Here is a 19,643-nt window from a genome sequence, read left to right as displayed (position 1 = left end):
AACATAAAATTATTTAACTCGTACTTGTGAAAGTAGTGTTTCTACTTCTTCAAGGGTTGCGAGGTTTTCAGAGTAGGCAGAGGCAGATCCACTGGAGATGCCCCAGTAGAGCGCCTCTTGTAATTTACCTGTCTTTTCATAGCCCGTAATAAAGCCAGCGACCATGGAATCGCCAGCGCCTACGGAATTTACGAGTATACCTTTAGGGGCAGGACTCGTGTATACAGTGCCGTCAGCAGCGACCAAGATAGCTCCATCACCAGCCATGGAGATGAGCACGTGTTGTGCACCTTTCTCTTGTAATGCTTTAGCAGCTTCTACAAGGTCATCCTTTGTAGCGAGAGTGCGACCAAAGATTTCGCTAAGCTCGTGATTATTTGGCTTAATTAAGAATGGTTTATAAGGCAAGACTTTTGTGAGTAGATCTTTTGTAGCATCGACTACGATGCGAATATTTTTATGTTGTAAGCGATCCATAATGAGTTCGTACATATCGCTTGATAGACTAGAAGGAATGCTGCCAGCAAGGATTAAGGTATCCTTTTCGGTCAATGCATCAAGCTGTTTGTATAGGGCCTCTAATTCGTCGGCACCGATGATTGGGCCGCGGCCGTTAATCTCTGTTTCCTCATCAGAGGCCTTTACCTTAACATTGATGCGGGTTAATCCTTCGCGAAGTCGGATGAAATCTTCTTTTACGCCGAAGTTCTTGAGTTGTGTTACGATTTCTTCGCCTGTAAACCCTGCGATGAAGCCGAGTGCTGTCGTATCCATGCCAAGATTATTGAGCACGATAGATACGTTGATACCTTTGCCGCCACCGAGAACGTATTCTTGGATGGTGCGATTAATAGTGCCCGTCTTGAGGTGATCAAGGCGCACGATATAATCGAGAGCTGGATTAAAGGTAATAGTGTAAATCATACAATTTCCCCTTTTGAGATAATACTAATTAGCGTATGATTGATTGATCTTGCTTCCGTAGTCGTAACCAATAGATGAGTGGTACTAGATATAGGAAGAAGGCAAATGGTACGTAACCTGCTGAACTTGTACCCATCATGACAACGGGCACGTAGGCAGCGATATTCCACGGTTGCAATGGAGCGATGAGGATGCCGCTATTTTCAAAGTCTAGCATTACATCTTCGTCTTGAATGCCTCGCTGCGCGTAGGTAATACGCATAATAGAGTGCGTCATAACTACCGCAATAGCTTGGCTGCATCCAATAGCACCTGTTAAAAAGGCAAGACCTACATTGGCAGCAAATATATCGCTCCGTGTTTTAGCTCGTTCTAACAGTTGTCGTATGTCGTTCCAGAAGCCAACCCCTTCAAGCATGCCTGAAATGGCAGTAGCCATGAAGATCGAAAGGGTAGGGATAAACATCGTTTGTAGACCGCCGCCATGAATGATATTAGCTAGTGGATTGTAGTGCGGTAGTTCAAAGCCCGTTAAGGTATACCATCCCAACTCAGAAATGGTGGCTCCTTGATTTGTATAAGCTAGAATGGCCGCTGCTAATGCACTGAGTCCGATAGGCCAACGGATAGATACTTTCAAAGGCAATAGACCAATGACGATGATGACTGGAATCCATAATGTCCAATCGATGTTGAAAATAAAGTGAATTGTATCGGATAGTAAACTATTTTCGTAATTGAGTGGGTACCACTGAGATAGTAATAGATACAGCACTGTAGAGATGATGAGTGCTGGAATACCATCTTTAAACATGATGGGAATATTCGTCGATACCTTTGTATGGGTTAAGGCTGCTACGAGAGACGCACTAGAGGATAGTGGCCCGTTTCGATCACCAAAGTAAGCACCTGCAATAATGGCACCGGCTACGATATTTTCTGGAATACTCCCAGCTCTTGCCATCGTGATGAGTACGATGCCTATCGTGCCTACAGTTCCTAGTGCGGTGCCCAACAGCATGCTCACGGCAGCTGTTATTAAAAAGGCACAGACGATAAAGATAGACGGATCAATCAAGTCGATGCCTGTGGCAATGATCATAGGGATAATGCCCGCTGCTTGCCACATGGCGATGAGCCAACCGATGAGAAGAAAGATTTGCATCACCACGATGGACGTTTTAGCACCTGTCCAGGATAGGTTTAATAGTTCCTTTGGTTGATATCCTTTGCGATAAAATACAAAGGCCATGATGCACCATACGACAATCAAGGCGTAACCAATGGCGATGCTATTGGCTACAGCAATGAGGATGACGAGAATGGATGTAAGTAGTCCTAAGAGGGGCTCTATATTCCGTGGCATGAGTGAGCGACCCTGCTGGTATCTTAGGAACGCATTTAATATAAGTTGTAACCACTTCATCTTAGTCGATAGGAAGTTCTGTTTCGAAGACTTCCTCAGCAGGGCCTGTCATGAACACCGTGCCATCCTCCAAGTATGAAATATGCAATGTACCTAAATAGAGTTCCACATCTACTTCGCGGCCTGTTAAACCCTTTTCAAAGGACATAACGGCAGAGGCACAAGAGCCTGTTCCACAAGCTAAGGTAGCACCAGCGCCGCGCTCCCAAGTGCGCACCTTGATATGTTTGTCATTTACTACTTCAATGTAGTTTACATTTGTGTTAGCAGGGAAGGCATCGTGCTTTTCAAGGATTGGGCCTTGTGTTGTAACAGGGGCCTTTGTAATGTCGTCGATGAATACCTCCGTATGAGGCACGCCGAGCAATACGGAGCTTACTATTACGGTATCACCGTTTACATCGAGGTCTACGTCGATAACCTTATCCATGTTTACATTCATAGGAATGTCTTGGGCTTTGAAGAATGGTTTGCCCATGTCTACAGTAACTTGTGTGACTATACCGTTTTCGATAGTCAAGGTAGGCTTCATTATGCCTGCTAAGGTTTCGATGGTGAAAGTCTCTTTCGTAGTTTCACCGTGTTCATAAGCGTATTTGGCAAAGCACCGAATCGCATTACCGCACATTTCTGCTTCACTACCATCGGAGTTGATGATACGCATGCGCACATCACAAGTTTCGGAAGGTACTAGGATGGCAAGACCATCGGCACCAATACCCGTGCGACGATCGCAAAGGCGGATAGCGAGGTCTGTGTAGTCTTTAGAAGTCCCTTGTGGGTCGGCAAATAGGATGAAATCATTGCCGAGACCATGCATTTTTGTTAATTTCATAAAGTCTCCTATCAATAAGTAAGACTTTCACCATGAAGCCCGTGAAAGTCTCAGATGCATATAATTATATATTCTATATTATATCATAAAAGGCCCTCGAAAATGAGATGTTTGTTGCTTTATTGTTTAACCGAGAAATGATAAAATAAAAAGTAATGTAGCTAATCGTAATAGAAAGAGGAACACATATGCGAATTCAAGGGATTTCTGGATCTCGTGGCGTTGCAGTAGGCAATGTATATAGATATATTCAAGAGGAAATTGTCATTCCTGATTACACTGTAGCGGAAGACAAGGTAGAAGAAGAAATTAGCAAGTTTGCAACTGCTATGGCATCTACCTTAAAACAATTGGATACTATTCGTAAAAAAGCGTTGGATGAAATGGGACCAGAAGAGGCGGCTATTTTTGAAGCGCACATGCAAATTGCTCAAGACCCATCCTTGTCTGACGGAATTAAATCCCTTGTTGAGTCTAGCCATATGAACGTGGTAGCGGCCACGTCTCAAACAATTGAAAGCTTTGCCAATATCTTCCTCGGTATGGAAGATGCCTACATGCGTGAACGCGGTGCAGATATTAAGGATATCGGCGATCGTTTGATGCGCAATATATTAGGTATGAATCCTCGCGGTTTGTCCCATATTTCTGGCGAAGTTATCTTGGTGGCTCATGATTTGGCACCATCTGATACGGCCTCCCTCGATAAAAATGTGGTAAAAGGCATTGTCACTGCGGCGGGTGGTCCTACATCTCATGCGGCTATCATGGCTCGTACACTCGAAATTCCCGCTGTTATGGGCGTTGGCGATATTGAAAGTTTCGCTGATGGCGACAAAGCAGTCGTTCTTGGTACCGATGGTATCGTAGAAATCAATCCATCTGATGCGGATTGGACGGAATATACAAATCAAGCGTTGGCGTTTCAAGAGGAATTAAAACGGTTGCGCGAATCTGCTAATCTTGAAGCTACCACCACTGATGGTCACCATGTAGAATTATTCGGTAACATCGGCAAGGCAAAGGATGCTAAACATGTGCTCACTATGGGGGCACAAGGTATTGGTTTGTACCGCACAGAATTTCTTTACATGGAAAACGATGAACTGCCTACAGAAGATGTACAATTTGAAGAATATAAAAAGGTAGCCCAAGAGATGAAAGGGCAACCGGTTATCATTCGTACCATGGATATCGGTGGTGACAAGGAATTAAAATGCCTTGATTTGCCAAGTGAAATGAACCCATTCCTAGGCTATCGTGCCATTCGTATTTCTTTAAATCGTCCAGATATCTTTAAGGTACAATTGCGTGCCTTGTTACGAGCTAGTGCATTTGGTGATATTCACATCATGTATCCTATGATTGCTTCCGTTGAGGAAGTGAAACAAGCAAATGCTATGCTTGACGAATGTAAGACGGAGCTGGCGGCTGAAGGAAAGGATTTTAATAAGGATATCAAGGTTGGCATTATGATCGAAGTACCAGCGGCAGCTGTTATATCTCCAATCCTTGCTAAATATGTAGACTTCTTTAGTATCGGTACGAATGATCTTTGCCAATACACATTGGCAGTAGACCGTATGAACGAAGCAATTGGTAGCTTGTATCAACCATTGCATCCAGGTGTGTTACGTCTTATTAAGCACGTCATTGACGCTAGTCATGAGCAAGGTAAATTTACCGGTATGTGTGGTGAGCTTGCTAGTGATCCTGTGGCGACTATGATTTTATTAGGTCTTGGTCTCGACGAATTTTCCATGACTGCTTCTTCGATTCCTCTTATTAAAAATATCTTGCGTTCTGTTTCCAAAGCAGAATGTGAAGAGGTGGCAAATAAAGCACTTACTATGGACACAGCAGAAGAAATTACAGAATACGCTAAATCTGTATTAGCTGAAAAAGGTTTACTATAATCCAGCTTTGCCTTAAATAGAATCATTATATAGCAAATAAGATGTAATATACTTGAATTGAAATACTTGATATTGATACAATATATCTATTAGAACGTATGAGATAGGCTCTGCCTATCGAGATAGAAAGAGGTTATCATGAAAGAATTAACAGTAGAAATTACTAACGAATCTGGTTTACATGCTCGTCCTGCTACAGCCTTCACACAATTGGCTGCTAAGTTTGCTTCTAAAGTGACTATTGCTGCCAATGGCAAAACAGCGGATGCTAAGTCTATCTTAACTGTATTGACTTTGGGTGCTACAAAAGGTACATCCGTTACATTGACTGCTGACGGTGCTGACGAAGATGATGTACTCGCTGCATTGAGCGAATTCTTAACAACTAACCACGATTAATATGAGGGTAATAAAAAGGACCCTACATTTTGAACTGCACCTCCCAAAATTATGTCTAATTTTTGGGTGCAATTCATTTGTAGAGTCCTTTTTTATTTACCCATATTTGCAAAGCGTTCTACAGCTTTTGTAAAGTCGCTAATGGTTTTTTCTACGTCACCATGTTCGATACCATCTCGTACGCAGTGGTTGATATGTCCTTCAAGAATTACTTGTCCTACTTTATGTAGTGCAGATTTAGCTGCATTAATTTGGCTCAACACATCTTCGCAGGGAATGTCTTCTTCAATCATTCGATCAATAGCTTGCACTTGACCTAAGATTTTACGCAATCGACGATGCAGATTTTCTGAATCCATACACTGTTTCATATTACTCCTCCATAGGCATGTTTTTATCATCTCATATATTATACTCTATTTAAAGTTTTTAATACAACTTAATAAGTATAACTAATATGCATTAATCGGTATTTATAGATATATAGTGTCGTGCCGTTATAAGATATATTAAATATATTTGTAGTATGAGTGGACGTAAAAACTAGTGTTTTACATATCTTCTTCTTGATTGATGTGATACAATACATTTAATATACTTTATATTTGTATATGTATATAAGGTATTGTATAGATGGCTAGATTATAAACTTATGTTTACATGTGTTTATATTACAGACCTTTAAGAAATAGGTGAAAGAAATGAAAGTATTTCGCTACCTTCGAAACCTAGTTGTATTCGTGGTGGTCATGATTTTGGCTATGTTTATATATGACGGATACCATAGCTTTCAAGGGACAAATCGTGAGAGTAAAGCTCATACACTTGTTGAAAAACAAATAGAACAAAGTGAAGACACGCTCAGTCGTACGGATCGAATTATACGACTGTTTACATTTAGAGATAAAGTACAGATAGCTCTTAATCAACGTGTTTCAAAAGAGCATTGGGTGAAAGGGGATGTTATTCCTGAGTATACAAAAAATGCATTAATCGCTATTGAAGATAAGCGGTATTATAAACATGGAGCTATTGATGTACTCGGTATTATTCGCGCCTTGTACACAAATACCATAGCAGGTGAAACCTTGGAAGGCGGTAGTACTATTACACAACAACTTGTAAAAAATCTGTTCCTTTCCTCAAAGCGCATCATGAGTCGTAAGGTAGAAGAGGCCATCCTCGCTAGCGAGATGGAACATTACTATTCTAAGGAAGAAATTTTAACTATGTATTTGAATACCGTATATTATGGTCATAATTATTATGGTATCTACGAAGCAGCTCACGGATACTTTGGGACGAGTCCCAGTCGATTAACATTGGGGCAAAGCGCTTTACTCGCAGCATTACCTAATGCACCGTCCTATTTAGATCCTTACACGAACTATGAAGGGGCTAAAGCTCGACAAAAGCTGGTGCTCGAACAAATGGTAGACCAAGGTATGATTACACAAGCCGAGGCAGACTATGCGTACGAACAGGACTTGGAGCTTGTGGAAGAATAACTTAATATATTTAATAAGCTATATCTGGTGTTCGATTACTAGATATAGTTTTTTTATTAGTTCGGAAAGGAAATATATTATCAAAATGAATAAAAATAATGCTTGCATTTATAATTATACAGGTGTATACTATTTTTTGTCAGAAGGAGAAAATGCCTGTCGGTAATAGAAGATACCAAGGTGCTTTCACAATTATCTGATATTGTATTGATTATATGAGTCTAAATAGATAGTGGTTTATGAGGTGTTATCATGGGTAAAGCAAATAAAGTAGTACTCGCATATTCTGGTGGCTTAGATACTTCTGTTATCATTCCTTGGTTAAAAGAAAATTATGGCGCTGAAGTTATTGCTGTGTGTGTAGACTTGGGCCAACCTGAGGATTATGATGCAGTTGAGAAAAAAGCAATCAAATCTGGCGCATCTAAAGCGTACATCGTTGACGCTAAGGAAGAGTTTGTAAAAGATTATGTATGGCCTACAGTAAAAGCTGGTGCGATCTACGAAGGTAAATATTTATTAGGTACATCCTTTGCTAGACCTTTAATCGGTAAAATCCTTGTAGATATTGCAAAAAAAGAAGGCGCTGATGCAATCGCTCATGGTGCGACTGGTAAAGGTAATGACCAAGTTCGTTTTGAGTTGACTATCAAAGCATTAGCTCCTAACATGAAAATCATTGCTCCTTGGAGAGAATGGGATTTGAAATCTAGAACAGATTGCATGGAATATGCTGCTAAACACGATATTCCAGTTGTAGCTACAAAATCTCATCCATATTCTATGGACCAAAACGTATGGCATTTGTCCCATGAAGGCGGCGAACTTGAAAATCCAGCAAATGCTCCTAAAGATGATGTGTACTTGGTAACACATACACCAGAACAAGCTCCAGATGAAGCTGGTTATGTAACTGTATCCTTTAAAGAAGGTGTACCTGTAGCCGTAGATGGTCAAGAAGGCACCCCATTACAAATATTAGAAAAACTCAATGAAATCGGCGCACATTATGGTGTGGGCGTTGTAGATATCGTTGAAAATAGATTGGTAGGTATGAAATCCCGTGGTGTTTATGAAAACCCGGGTGGCTCCATCATCATGTATGCTCACAGAGAACTTGAATACCTTTGCTTAGATAGAGCTACATACCACTACAAAGAACTCATTGCTAACAAATACGCTGAACTCGTATATGATGGCATGTGGTTTGCGCCATTGATGAACGCATTACAAGCGTTTGTTGATGAAACTCAAAAAACTGTAACCGGTGAAGTAAAACTTAAATTGTACAAAGGCAATATCATTTCTGCGGGCAGCACTTCCCCATATTCCTTGTACAGCGAAGATTTCGTAACATTTGAAGAAGATGATGTATACGATCAATCTGATGCAGAAGGTTTCATCAACTTGTTTGGTTTACCTCTCAAAATTAATGCATTGATGAAAGAGAAAGCAGGTAAATAATGGCTAAATTGTGGGGCGGGCGTTTCATAAAAGGCACTGATAAAGCGGTAGAGGATTTTACATCCTCTATCGCTTTTGATGCGCGGATGTACGCCGAAGATATTGCAGGTAGCAAGGCACATGCGACAATGCTGGCAAAACAAAATATTATCTCCGACGCAGATCGAGATGCTATTTTAGCAGGTTTAACAAAAATTAAAGGGCAAATCGATAAAGGGGAATTCCCATTTTCTATAGCTCTTGAAGATATTCATATGAATATTGAAAAGCGTTTAACTGATGACATCGGTGAAGCAGGTGGTCGTTTGCATACAGGTCGTAGCCGTAATGACCAATGCGCAGTAGACTTGCACATGTACGTGCGTAAAGCTGTTGTGGAAATGGGTGAACTCATCGTAGATATGCAGAAGGCTCTCATCGAAACAGCTGAAAAGTATAGTGATGTTATCATGCCTGGCTATACGCATTTACAACGGGCTCAACCTGTATTGTTTGGGCATCATATGATGGCCTATTTCTCTATGTTGGAACGCGATTTTGATCGTTTGTTGATGGTATTCAAACATGCTGACATCATGCCACTTGGGGCCGGCGCATTAGCTGGTTCTACATACGGCATTGATCAAACATATACGCAAAAGCTTTTGGGCTTTTCTCGTATTTACGAAAATAGTATGGACGCCGTATCTGACCGTGACTACGTAGTTGAATTCTTGTCCTTTGCATCTCTAGTGATGATGCACTTGAGTCGTCTTAGTGAAGAATTGATCTTATGGTCTACCAACGAGTTTAATTTTATTGAACTTGATGATGCTCACTGCACGGGCTCTAGTATTATGCCGCAAAAGAAAAATCCTGACGTTTGCGAGCTGGTTCGTGGTAAAACAGGCCGTACCTATGGTCATTTGTTAGGCCTTTTAACAACTTTGAAAGGCCTGCCTCTTACATACAACAAGGATATGCAAGAGGATAAAGAAGGTATCTTCGATGCTATTGATACAGTACACTTCGCATTGTCCATTAATGCGGCTATGATTCGTGGTATGAAGGTCAATGGGGCTCATATGAAAGCAGTCCTTGATGACGACTTCTCTAATGCTACGGATATGGCAGATTATCTTGCGAAGAAAGGTGTCCCATTCCGTGAAGCCCATGAAATTGTAGGTAATGCAGTGCATCATTGCATCGAAAAAGGCTGTGTACTCCTTGATCTATCCGTAGAGGACTTCAAAGCTATTTCCAACCATTTTGATGCAGATATTCTTGACGCTATCTCCATCGAAGCTTGCGTTGCAGGTCGTAATAACTATTCTGGTACGGCTCCAGAATGTGTGGAACGACAACGTAATAATGGTAAAATTATTATCGCTGCTGAGGAAAAGCAAATTGCTGAATGGAAAGAAATCGTTGAATCTGTAGAAGAGTAGAGCTTAGTGCGGAATAAGCAGTAGATAAAAATAAAGAATAGTTATCAATAAAATCTGGAAAAATAAGATTGATATACATATAAGGATTTCATTAAGGGTCTAATATTGCCCATTATACTTATATGTATATCGATTTTTTATTTAAAAGCTAGACGATACCTATAAAGCCCAAAATTCTAATTGATAATCCACTATTAAAATGATGTATTTACATGTACATGTACATGTATAGTGGACTGTGAGAGAATAATAGTCTTGTACTAGGACACTATAACCGTGATAGATAGGAAAAATTACATCTATACACAGAATAAAATGGGGTAAAAATATACTTTGCCACGATTAAAATGAGTTCTGTTCGATTTTGATGATAAATTACCTATGATTTATTCAATTCGTGTAATATGCCTTGTCCGCCAATAAAGTACTTTTATTTTGGTTTCATAGGTGTTATTATTTAACTCGTAATAAGAATAAAAACGGTAAATTCACATTCAAGCCCATCACAGCACGAACTGAATTTACTTAGCGGTATATATATTTTAAGTGAATTATGGACGAGAAAAAATTCACCTTAGTGAAAGGGGATTGATACATGAAAACCACCGCTAAAAAAATGTCTGTATTCCAGCTAACCACAATGGTAGCAGCCAATATGCTAGGAGCTGGGATCATTATGTTACCAACTAATTTGGCTCAAGTTGGTACTATTTCAGTTTTATCTTGGCTCGTGACAGCTGTGGGTGCGCTTTTACTAGCGTATATTTTTGCTCAAGCGGGTATGTTCTCCCAAAAACAAGGGGGCATGGGCGGTTATGCAGAACATCGCTTCGGTAAAACTGGACATTTTATGGCGAGCTATGCTTACAGCATATCTCTCATCATTGCTAATATCGCCATCGCGGTATCTGCCGTAGGTTATGGCGCAGCTTTCTTTGGTGTTGACCTCAATGCGACACAAACAAGTCAGGTAACAATTGTGCTCTTGTGGTTTGCAGCGATTCTAAACTTCAGAGGGAATCGTTTCACAGGTCGACTCAGCAATATGACTATTTGGGGCTCTATTGTTCCGGTTTTATTAATCGGTACAATCGGCTGGTATTGGTTTGATCCATCTATTTATTGGGCGGCATGGAACCCAAATGATCTTCCGCTTTATGATGCGGTAAAGCAATCTATTTCCCTAACTTTATGGGGCTTCCTAGGATTTGAGTCCGCAGCGGCTAATGCTGATGCTGTTGAGAATCCAAAGAAAAACGTACCTATCGCAACTGTGGCGGGTACATTAGCAGTGGCAGTGGTTTATATCTTGTCCACAAACGTTATGGCAGGTATTGTGCCTAACGTTGATTTATTAAATTCTAATGCACCATTCGGTTTGACATTCGTATACATGTTCAATGATACAATTGCAAACATCGTTATGGCTGCTATGGTTATTTCTTGCTTTGGCGCTTTGCTTTGCTGGCAATTCACATTGTCTCGCGTCTTCAAAAGTGCAGCAGAACATGGTTACTTCCCTAAAATATTCGCTCGTGTAAATAGCAAAGATGCTCCTGTTCGTGGTGTATTGATTTTACTCGCTGTTGAAACATTACTTACTTTATTCACTGCAAGCGAATCCTTGCGTGAGCAATTTGAAATCTTAGTAAACTTAGCGGTTGTAACTAACGTAGTACCGTATGTATTGTGCATTTTGGCAGTACCTACAATGATGCGTATGGCTGGCGTAGCTGAAAGTCGTATTAAACGCTCTAATTACTTGTTCGGTATAGGCGTTCTTTATTGTCTATATGCAATCTACGCATGTGGTTTTGATGCTATGGTAGGTAGCGCAGTGGCAGTAAGCATAGGTTTGGTGATTTATGTTTTGCGTAAAGCGTGGGATACACGCAGAGCACACCGCTTACAACAAAGTATTGATTAACTGAATACATCTCGTCTTATTAGAGGCTATTACTTGGTAATAGCCTCTTTTTTATCATAATCATGCATTAGACTCATAATTAATGCGAGCTAGATATGAAAAAACATGAAGAGTATAATTATTAATCAAATTTTTGCTGTGTATAAAAAGATTTTATAATAAAGTTTTTACATTGCTTTATTATTAATAAAATTAATATATATACTGTCATATACAGTAAATATAATAAAAAATTATTTATATAAGTTAATTTATATAATTTTATGCAGGATTGTGAATTTAATCATTAATCAATATTTTTTATCAGTATAAAAATTATATTGAAAATATGCGAAATACATATACCCATAAGGGGTATATGTATTGTAAATAGAGTGTTAATATAGTATATTTATAATCGATAAAAATGAATGAACTAGTGAGTGTCGGTATTTACCGAGCGTAAAAGAGGAAAATGGGTGAAAAACCCATACTATGTAAATAGCTGTAATGAGGAGCAAGGTTTCATTATAGGGTCACTGGGAAACTGGGAAGGCCGAAATATTGCGATGAATCAGAGTCAGAAAGCCTGCTCTAAAGGCATGGTATGCATATGCTGTGCTTAATTTGGGTTAGTCGGGCGACTAACCTTTTTTCGTTCCCTAGCCTTTAAGCTTCATCGCTATATAAAAAAGCTAGTACCATTAGTTTGTCATTTGAATTGTTGTTAGTGTTTAGAGAGTTTAGGAGGCGCCTATGGGCAAACGCTTTGTCAAACAATTGGGGCAATTTATTGTTACCTTGTTTGGCATCACATTTTTGACATTTTGTCTCACCTATTTAGCACCAGGTGACCCAGTAACGATGTTACTTGAAACGGCAGATACTATCGTATCTCAGGAGCTTATCGATGAAACTCGGGCTCAGCTTGGGTTAGATAAACCATTTGTAGTACAGTATGCAAACTGGGTCGTCAATGCCGCACAAGGTGATTTAGGGATGAGTTATTCTGCTAAAAAACCAGTAGTAGATCGTATGTTGGAGGCTTTACCAGGTACATTAATGTTAGCGGGTACGGCTTTAGTATTTACGCTGCTCTATGCATTGCCTGCAGGTATTATAAGCGCCTTAAATCGTAACAAATGGGTTGATTATGTGTTGAGATTTCTATCCTTCGTAGGCGTATCTATGCCTACGTTCTGGTTAGGTCTTGTACTGATTTACATCTTCGGTCTTAAATTGGGCCTTGTACCGATTGCATCCTCTCGAGTGACTGCGTCTGGTGTTATTTTGCCCGCTATTACTTTGGCAGTTGTTGTTGGGTCTAAATACATGCGTCAAGTGCGGCTCGTTATCCTTGAGGAAATGCAAAAGGATTATGTTATTGGCGCTCGTGCTCGCGGTGTTAGTGAGATAAAAATTTTATTCGGTCATATTTTACCTAATGCGGTGTTACCACTCATCACTATTCTTGGTGTTGTTATTGGTTGGTTACTAGGTGGTGTGGCAGTCGTAGAAATGGTATTCTCTTGGCCGGGACTTGGGAATATGGCAATTTATGCTATTACTATGCGCGATTATCCATTGATTGAAGGTTTTGTGTTGTGGGTTGCTTTAGCATATATGTGTATTAACGCATTGGTTGATGCATCATATATCTTATTAGACCCTAGATTGAAAAGGGAGAGAGCATAATGGCAGAATTTATTCAAAAACATAAATTGTTCTCTTTCTATAGTGGGTTGATGATTATCATTGTTCTCATCGCTATCTTTGCACCCTGGCTTGCACCGGGCGATGCTTTCACCTCAAATATAAGTCAGGCATTGCAAGCACCAAGCAGCCAACATTGGTTTGGTACAGATAAATTAGGACGTGATGTATTATCTCGTATCATTTATGGTACTCAATTATCCTTGTTCATGGGCGTATCCATCGTCGTTATCATGGTGAGCATTGGTACTATCATCGGTGCTATAGCAGGCTATTTTGGCGGTAAAGTTGAAATGGTTCTTATGCGTTTAGCAGACATCATGTTATCATTCCCTGGTATCGTATTGGCTATTGCTATTGCTGGTATTCTAGGTGGTAGCATTGTAAATACGATTTTAGCCTTATCTGTTGTAGGTTGGGCAAAATATGCTCGTATTGTACGTTCTATGACGCTCAAGGTGCGCGGTGAGGAATATGTAACGGCTGCTGTTATGATGGGCGCATCTACGACGGCCATCATCAGACGTCATATCATTCCTAATATTATGCCTCTCGTTATTACAACAGGTGCATTAGATATCGGGGCTATCATGATTGAGGTAGCAGGTTTATCCTTCCTTGGCTTTGGTGCTCAGCCACCGACTCCAGAATGGGGTCTTATGCTTAACGAGGGTCGCCAGTACTTGCAAACGAGTCCATGGCTCATGGCATTCCCTGGTATGTCCATCCTTATCGTGGTTGCTATTTTTAATCTTTGGTCTGACTCCTTACGAGATGTAGTGGATCCAAAAAATCAAGGATAAAATTGTTTTTACCTTCATAAATTTGAATCTTTATCTAGTGAAAGTTTCATTATGATTGGTAAGAAATTATGGTTTTTCCATCACAACTATTTTAGATAGTGATGATGTTAAATGTTTTTATGTTTTACATGTAGTTGTAAAAGGAGATTTTAAATGAAAAAATCTTGGAAAAAGGCCCTATTAGCAGGTCTTAGTATTGTAATGATGGGTTCCTTCATAGCTGGTTGTGGGTCTGATAATAATGGTGCTGCTAACAAAGATGTATTAAAAGTAGGCGTTACTAACTTCGCATCCACATTAGAACCTACAGAAAACTTCTTCGCATGGGTTGTAATGCGCTATGGTGTAGGTGAAACATTGGCTAAGTTTGACGAACAAATGAAACCTCAACCATGGATTGCATCTAAATGGGAAGTATCCCCAGACCATAAAACGTGGACTTTCACAATCAATGATAAGGTGAAATTCTCCAATGGTAAAAAAGTTGATGCAGCAGCTGTAAAGGCGTCTATTGAACGTGCTTTTGCAAAGTCTAATCGTGCGAAAACATTCTTTGAATATGACTCTATGGAAGCTAATGGTCAACAATTAGTTATTCATACAACAAAAGAATATCCTAATATGCCTGGCCTTTTAGCGGATCCGTTGTTCCTAATCGTTGACGTTCAAGCTGAAAAAGATGGCCGTAACTTTGCGAAGGAAGGTCCTATCGGTACAGGCCCATATGTAGTTAAATCCTTCACTAAAGAACGTGCTGAAATGGCTGCGAACGAAAACTACTGGGATGGTACAGTACCATTTAAAACTGTAGAAATTCCTTCCATCGATGATCCTAATACGCGTGCTTTGAGCTTACAATCTGGCGACGTAGATATGGCTGTTAACATCGGTCCTGGTGAAATTGGTTTATTCCAAGGCAATGATAAATTCAAAGTAGATGAAATCGCATCTCTTCGTGTCGTATTGGCCCGTATTAATCAAAAAGGTATTCTTGGGGATGACAAAGTTCGTGCTGCAGTTATCTCTGCAACAGACCGTAAAAACTATGCTGATGTATTGTTAAAAGGTACATTTATTCCTGGTTCTGCTCCAATTCCACCATCCATGGACTATGGCTTCAACGATTTGAAAGATCCTAATGCGTATAATCCTGAACGTTCTAAACAATTGTTGGCTGAAGATGGTTGGAAAGATACTGATGGCGATGGGATCCTTGATAAAGATGGCAAACCATTAACATTCAACTTCATAGTATATAACTCTCGTGCAGAATTACCACTTTATGCAGAAGCTGTTCAAGCAGACCTTAAAAAGGTTGGCATCGATATGAAAATCAAAACAGTTGACTATAACTTGATCGATAAAATGGGTCAAGACGGCGACTATGATATGCTTATCTCCAACATTGTAACAGCTAATACAGGTGATCCAATCTGGTTCTTGGCTAACTATTGGCACACTAACAACAATGGCTCCAACCCTCAAAATGGTTCTGGTTACTCCAATCCACAAGTTGACCAATTGTTAGATGCAGCTGAAACTGAATTCGACCCAGCAAAACGTCGTGATTACGCAATGCAAATTCAACAATTGTTGATGAATGATGGTGCTGCATTATTCTTAGGCTATCCTAAAACTAATATCGTTACAGGTTCTTACTTGAAAGGTGCTGTAATGTACCCAAGTGATTACTACTGGATTACTAACAAAATTACAAAATAGTGAGGAGCTATAATGGCAGAAAACATACTAACTGTAGAAAACCTTAACATTGCGTACCAAGGTGTGCCTGCTGTTATGGATGTGAACTTTACCTTGGAACGCGGTAAGGTATTAACCATTGTAGGTGAGTCCGGATCCGGTAAAACTACTGTAATCCGGGCCCTCATGGGTTTATTACCTGTAGGTGGTGAGGTTACAGACGGTACAATGATCTTTAACGGTCACAACCTTCGTACCCTATCTAAGTCAGAATGGAGAGCCATACGTGGTAAAGATATGGCTATGATTTTCCAAGATAGTGGTAGTGCATTAGATCCAATTGTTCGCATTGGTAAACAATTTAGAGAATTGTTTACATCTCATATTGAAATCACTAATGATGAATGTGATCGACGAGCAATTGAGTTATTAGAATCTGTATCTCTTCCTAATGGAGCGGATATATTGCGCCGTTATCCACACGAATTATCTGGTGGTCAACGTCAACGTGTTGGTATTGCTATGGCGTTAGCATTGGACCCAGCATTACTCATCGGTGACGAACCGACATCTGCACTCGATGTAACAACACAATCTCAAGTGGTTATGCAAATGCTTGAACTAGCTAAAGAGCATAATTCTGCAATAGTCATGGTAACTCATAACCTTGGTGTAGCAGCGTATATGTCTGACTATATTATTGTTATGAAAAAGGGCCGTGTTGTAGATGCTGGAACCCCACAAGACATTTTGGAAAATCCATCTAATGAATATACGAAACAACTAAAAGACGCTGTGCCAACATTGGGAGGAGGTCGTTACATTGACTAATTACGCAGTAGAAATTAAGAATGTATGTAAACGATTCCCACTTCCTACTGGTGGTGAGCTTGAAGCATGTAAGGATATTAATATAACTCTCGAAAAAGGTCAGTCCCTTGGGATTGTAGGGGAATCTGGCTCTGGGAAAACAACATTGGTTCGTATGATCATGAAAATGCTTCCTATTACGGAAGGCGAGATTTATGTAGAGGGTGTAGAGATTCAACATATGAATTCTGAACAAACGAAAGAATATCGTAAAAAGATTCAAATGGTATTCCAAGATCCATCTGCAGCTTTTAACCCACGTATGAAGGTTAAAGATATCATTCTTGAGCCACTTTATAATTTTGGTCTTCTTGAAAAGGGAAAAGAAGAGCAAATCGCAGGTGACTACCTGGAAATGGTAGATTTACCTCGCGAGTTTATGCATCGCTATCCTCATGAAATGTCTGGTGGTCAACGCCAACGTGTTGCCATTGCTCGTGCTATCGTTTTAGAGCCCGAAATCCTCGTGTTAGACGAGGCTACTAGTGCCCTAGATGTATCTGTACAAGACTCCATTGCGTACCTTTTGGCGCGTTTACAAAAAAAGAAAAATTTAACATACCTATTTATTGCTCATGATATTGCCTTTATTCGTACTATGTGCCACAAGGTGGTCGTAATGTACAAAGGTGCTATCGTTGAAGAACTAGATGCTTTCCACTTGGCGGATGCAAAACATCCATATACAAAGGTTTTATTGAGCTCTATCTTTGAAATTGGTCAAGATCATAAGCCGCTTACCTTGGATGAGGCTGCATTAGAAGCTTAATAGGAAAATTTACTTTCAAAATTTCAAAAGTATAAATTTGAAATGTAGAGAGTTACATCGGATAGGTAAACTTAAAATAGCAGTTAGTTTCAAGACTAACTGCTATTTTTATGCATAGTTAAGATATGAAATTTTTTAATAGATATATTGAAATGTTTCTCAAATTATACATTGTGTTAACACCTAATATATAGTATAGTTGACTGTATAAAATATACCCCTATGGGTATAATAAGATATGCTCATATGAAGTGATGTACATAGATTCTCTTTATATTAACTATTGTAAAAGCAGGTTATATTTACTAGATTATGTTAATGCAAAAAATAGTGAGTATCTGAGTATAAATAGATAGTTAATGTGTGTAGAAAGGTTAGGTGTATAAATGAAAGGATTACGCAAGGCTTTACTAATTGGTATGACCCTTGGTGTGACTATGCTCGGGACTATTGGTTGTATGAATCAAGATTCTGCTTCATCTAATGATGTATTAAAGGTAGGGGCTATTAGTTTTGCTGGCACATTAGAACCAACGGAAAATTATTTTAGTTGGGCCGTTGTACGATTTGGTATAGGTGAAACGCTTATCAAGTTTGATGATCAAATGAAAGCAACGCCTTGGCTTGCCACCTCTTGGAAGCAAGGTGATGACAAGTTAACATGGACTTTCACCATCAATGATAAAGTTAAATTCTCAAATGGTAATAGTTTGACAGCTGAGGCGGTAAAAGCATCTTTAGAACGAACTTTTGCTAAAAGTAAACGAGCAAAAACGTTCTTTAACTATACAGAAATTACTGCTAACGGTCAGGAGTTGACCATCAAGACTGACAAGGAATATTATAATTTGCCCAACTTGTTAGGAGATCCATTGTTTTTGATTATGGATGTGACAGCAGAAGCGAATGGTCGTGATATTGCAAAGGACGGTCCTGTTGGTACTGGTCCATATGTAGTATCCTCTTTCACAAAAGAGCGTGCTGAACTAAAACGTAATGATAATTACTGGGACGGTAAGGCAGGCTTTGCTAAGGTTGAGATCCCGTCCATTAATGATGCAAATACACGTGCTATGGCATTACAATCTGGTGATGTGGATATGGCTATTAGCATTGGACCAGGTGAATATAGTATCTTCCAAAATGATAAGAACTTTACTATCTATGAAATGGCTTCCTTGCGTGACGTATTTGTTCGTATGGGTCAAAAGGGGAAACTACGAAATCCAAATCTTCGTGCAGCCCTCATTGCAGCGGCAGACCGCGAGTCTTATGCGAAAAATCTCATGAAAGATACGTTCGTAGCTGGTAAGGCTCCATTGCCACCATCCATCGATTATGGCTTTAACCAATTACGCGATCCTAATAAATATAATGTAGAGCGCGCTAAAGAATTACTTAAACAGGAAGGCTATGAAGATACGAATGGTGATGGCATTGTCGATAAAGATGGTGAAAACCTCGTACTTGATTTTTATGCCTACACAACTCGTCCTGAATTGCCATTATATGCGGAAGCATTGCAAGCGGACTACAAAAAAATCGGTGTAGATTTACGAATTAAAATCGTAGATTATGCGGTTATCGACACATTATCTCAATCTGGTGATTATGATATGATTATCTCCAGTGTTGTAACCGCTAATACGGGTCAACCAGTATGGTTCTTGAAACAATATTGGGGTACAGGTGTTGAAACTAATGGGTCTGGCTTCTCTAATCCTCGTTTCGATGAATTGTTGGCTCTTGGTGAAAGCAGTAGCGACCCAGTGGTGCGTCGTAATGCGGTTATCAATGCGCAACAACTGATGTTAGATAACGCTGTAGCATTATTCCTTGGGTATCCTAAAATTAATATTGTAGGTAATAAACGTATTGATGGTATCAAGATAACACCGTCTGAATACTATATCATTACAAAAGATTTGAAAAAGAAATAAAGTTTGCTGCTTACATAAAAATAAAAGGACTAGCTCGCATGG

At 39.6% G+C, this 19,643-nt stretch carries 16 protein-coding genes and 1 riboswitch; of the genes, 12 read left to right on the top strand and 4 right to left on the bottom strand.

Annotation, left to right across the window (positions count from 1 at the left end; genetic code table 11):
* Positions 1-9 precede the first annotated feature (9 nt).
* From pfkB to dapF, 3 genes are all read right to left on the bottom strand, one after another.
* On the bottom strand, positions 10-924 hold the full coding sequence (gene pfkB / locus AAA071_RS05085) for a 1-phosphofructokinase (protein WP_278618231.1): 915 nt from the start codon (positions 922-924) through the stop codon (positions 10-12).
* Between the two features lie 28 nt (positions 925-952).
* Positions 953-2,290, bottom strand: coding sequence for a Na+/H+ antiporter NhaC family protein (locus tag AAA071_RS05080; protein ID WP_243624569.1), 1,338 nt, complete (start codon positions 2,288-2,290; stop codon positions 953-955).
* Between the two features lie 61 nt (positions 2,291-2,351).
* Positions 2,352-3,185, bottom strand: coding sequence for a diaminopimelate epimerase (dapF, locus tag AAA071_RS05075; protein ID WP_349234063.1), 834 nt, complete (start codon positions 3,183-3,185; stop codon positions 2,352-2,354).
* A gap of 188 nt (positions 3,186-3,373) precedes the next feature.
* On the opposite strand from dapF, the gene ptsP reads away from it, so the two are divergent.
* On the top strand, positions 3,374-5,101 hold the full coding sequence (gene ptsP / locus AAA071_RS05070) for a phosphoenolpyruvate--protein phosphotransferase (RefSeq protein ID WP_278451787.1): 1,728 nt from the start codon (positions 3,374-3,376) through the stop codon (positions 5,099-5,101).
* Between the two features lie 138 nt (positions 5,102-5,239).
* On the top strand, positions 5,240-5,500 hold the full coding sequence (locus tag AAA071_RS05065) for an HPr family phosphocarrier protein (protein ID WP_215675767.1): 261 nt from the start codon (positions 5,240-5,242) through the stop codon (positions 5,498-5,500).
* A 92-nt stretch (positions 5,501-5,592) separates the two neighbouring features.
* Here AAA071_RS05065 and AAA071_RS05060 read toward each other — a convergent pair whose 3' ends face one another.
* Positions 5,593-5,871 carry a metal-sensing transcriptional repressor gene (locus AAA071_RS05060; RefSeq protein WP_004697521.1) on the bottom strand — a complete coding sequence of 93 codons (279 nt, stop codon included), beginning with the start codon at positions 5,869-5,871 and terminating at the stop codon, positions 5,593-5,595.
* 330 nt (positions 5,872-6,201) lie between these two features.
* Between AAA071_RS05060 and AAA071_RS05055 the strand changes: the two genes are divergently transcribed.
* From AAA071_RS05055 to AAA071_RS05010, 10 genes are all read left to right on the top strand, one after another.
* Entirely contained in the window at positions 6,202-7,008 is an 807-nt protein-coding gene (locus tag AAA071_RS05055) for a transglycosylase domain-containing protein (protein ID WP_058948111.1), read from the top strand.
* A 252-nt stretch (positions 7,009-7,260) separates the two neighbouring features.
* Entirely contained in the window at positions 7,261-8,472 is a 1,212-nt protein-coding gene (locus AAA071_RS05050; RefSeq protein ID WP_008602405.1) for an argininosuccinate synthase, read from the top strand.
* Positions 8,472-9,899 carry an argininosuccinate lyase gene (gene argH / locus AAA071_RS05045; protein ID WP_008602407.1) on the top strand — a complete coding sequence of 476 codons (1,428 nt, stop codon included), beginning with the start codon at positions 8,472-8,474 and terminating at the stop codon, positions 9,897-9,899. The genes AAA071_RS05050 and argH overlap by 1 nt, the downstream gene beginning before the upstream one ends.
* A gap of 595 nt (positions 9,900-10,494) precedes the next feature.
* Positions 10,495-11,826, top strand: coding sequence for a putrescine-ornithine antiporter (potE, locus tag AAA071_RS05040; RefSeq protein WP_004697529.1), 1,332 nt, complete (start codon positions 10,495-10,497; stop codon positions 11,824-11,826).
* Between the two features lie 402 nt (positions 11,827-12,228).
* Positions 12,229-12,416, top strand: a riboswitch (cobalamin riboswitch).
* Positions 12,417-12,561: 145 nt separating this feature from the next.
* A complete protein-coding gene (gene nikB / locus AAA071_RS05035; protein WP_004697516.1) occupies positions 12,562-13,500 on the top strand; it encodes a nickel ABC transporter permease in 939 nt (312 codons plus the stop codon).
* On the top strand, positions 13,500-14,321 hold the full coding sequence (nikC, locus tag AAA071_RS05030; RefSeq protein ID WP_004695039.1) for a nickel transporter permease: 822 nt from the start codon (positions 13,500-13,502) through the stop codon (positions 14,319-14,321). The genes nikB and nikC overlap by 1 nt, the downstream gene beginning before the upstream one ends.
* Positions 14,322-14,474: 153 nt before the next feature.
* A complete protein-coding gene (locus AAA071_RS05025; protein WP_004697531.1) occupies positions 14,475-16,043 on the top strand; it encodes an ABC transporter substrate-binding protein in 1,569 nt (522 codons plus the stop codon).
* Positions 16,044-16,055: 12 nt separating this feature from the next.
* Positions 16,056-16,853, top strand: coding sequence for an ABC transporter ATP-binding protein (locus AAA071_RS05020; protein ID WP_004695041.1), 798 nt, complete (start codon positions 16,056-16,058; stop codon positions 16,851-16,853).
* Positions 16,846-17,661 (top strand): ABC transporter ATP-binding protein, encoded by an 816-nt coding sequence (locus AAA071_RS05015; RefSeq protein ID WP_004697532.1) that lies wholly within the window; start codon positions 16,846-16,848, stop codon positions 17,659-17,661. The genes AAA071_RS05020 and AAA071_RS05015 overlap by 8 nt, the downstream gene beginning before the upstream one ends.
* Positions 17,662-18,047: 386 nt before the next feature.
* Entirely contained in the window at positions 18,048-19,601 is a 1,554-nt protein-coding gene (locus AAA071_RS05010) for an ABC transporter substrate-binding protein (RefSeq protein ID WP_316581637.1), read from the top strand.
* The last annotated feature ends 42 nt before the right edge of the window (positions 19,602-19,643 follow it).

This window comes from Veillonella parvula (assembly GCF_040097785.1).
GTDB classification, from domain to species: domain Bacteria; phylum Bacillota; class Negativicutes; order Veillonellales; family Veillonellaceae; genus Veillonella; species Veillonella parvula_D.
Note: the sequence above shows the minus strand (reverse complement) of the source record. Positions and strands in the feature narration are given on the sequence as shown.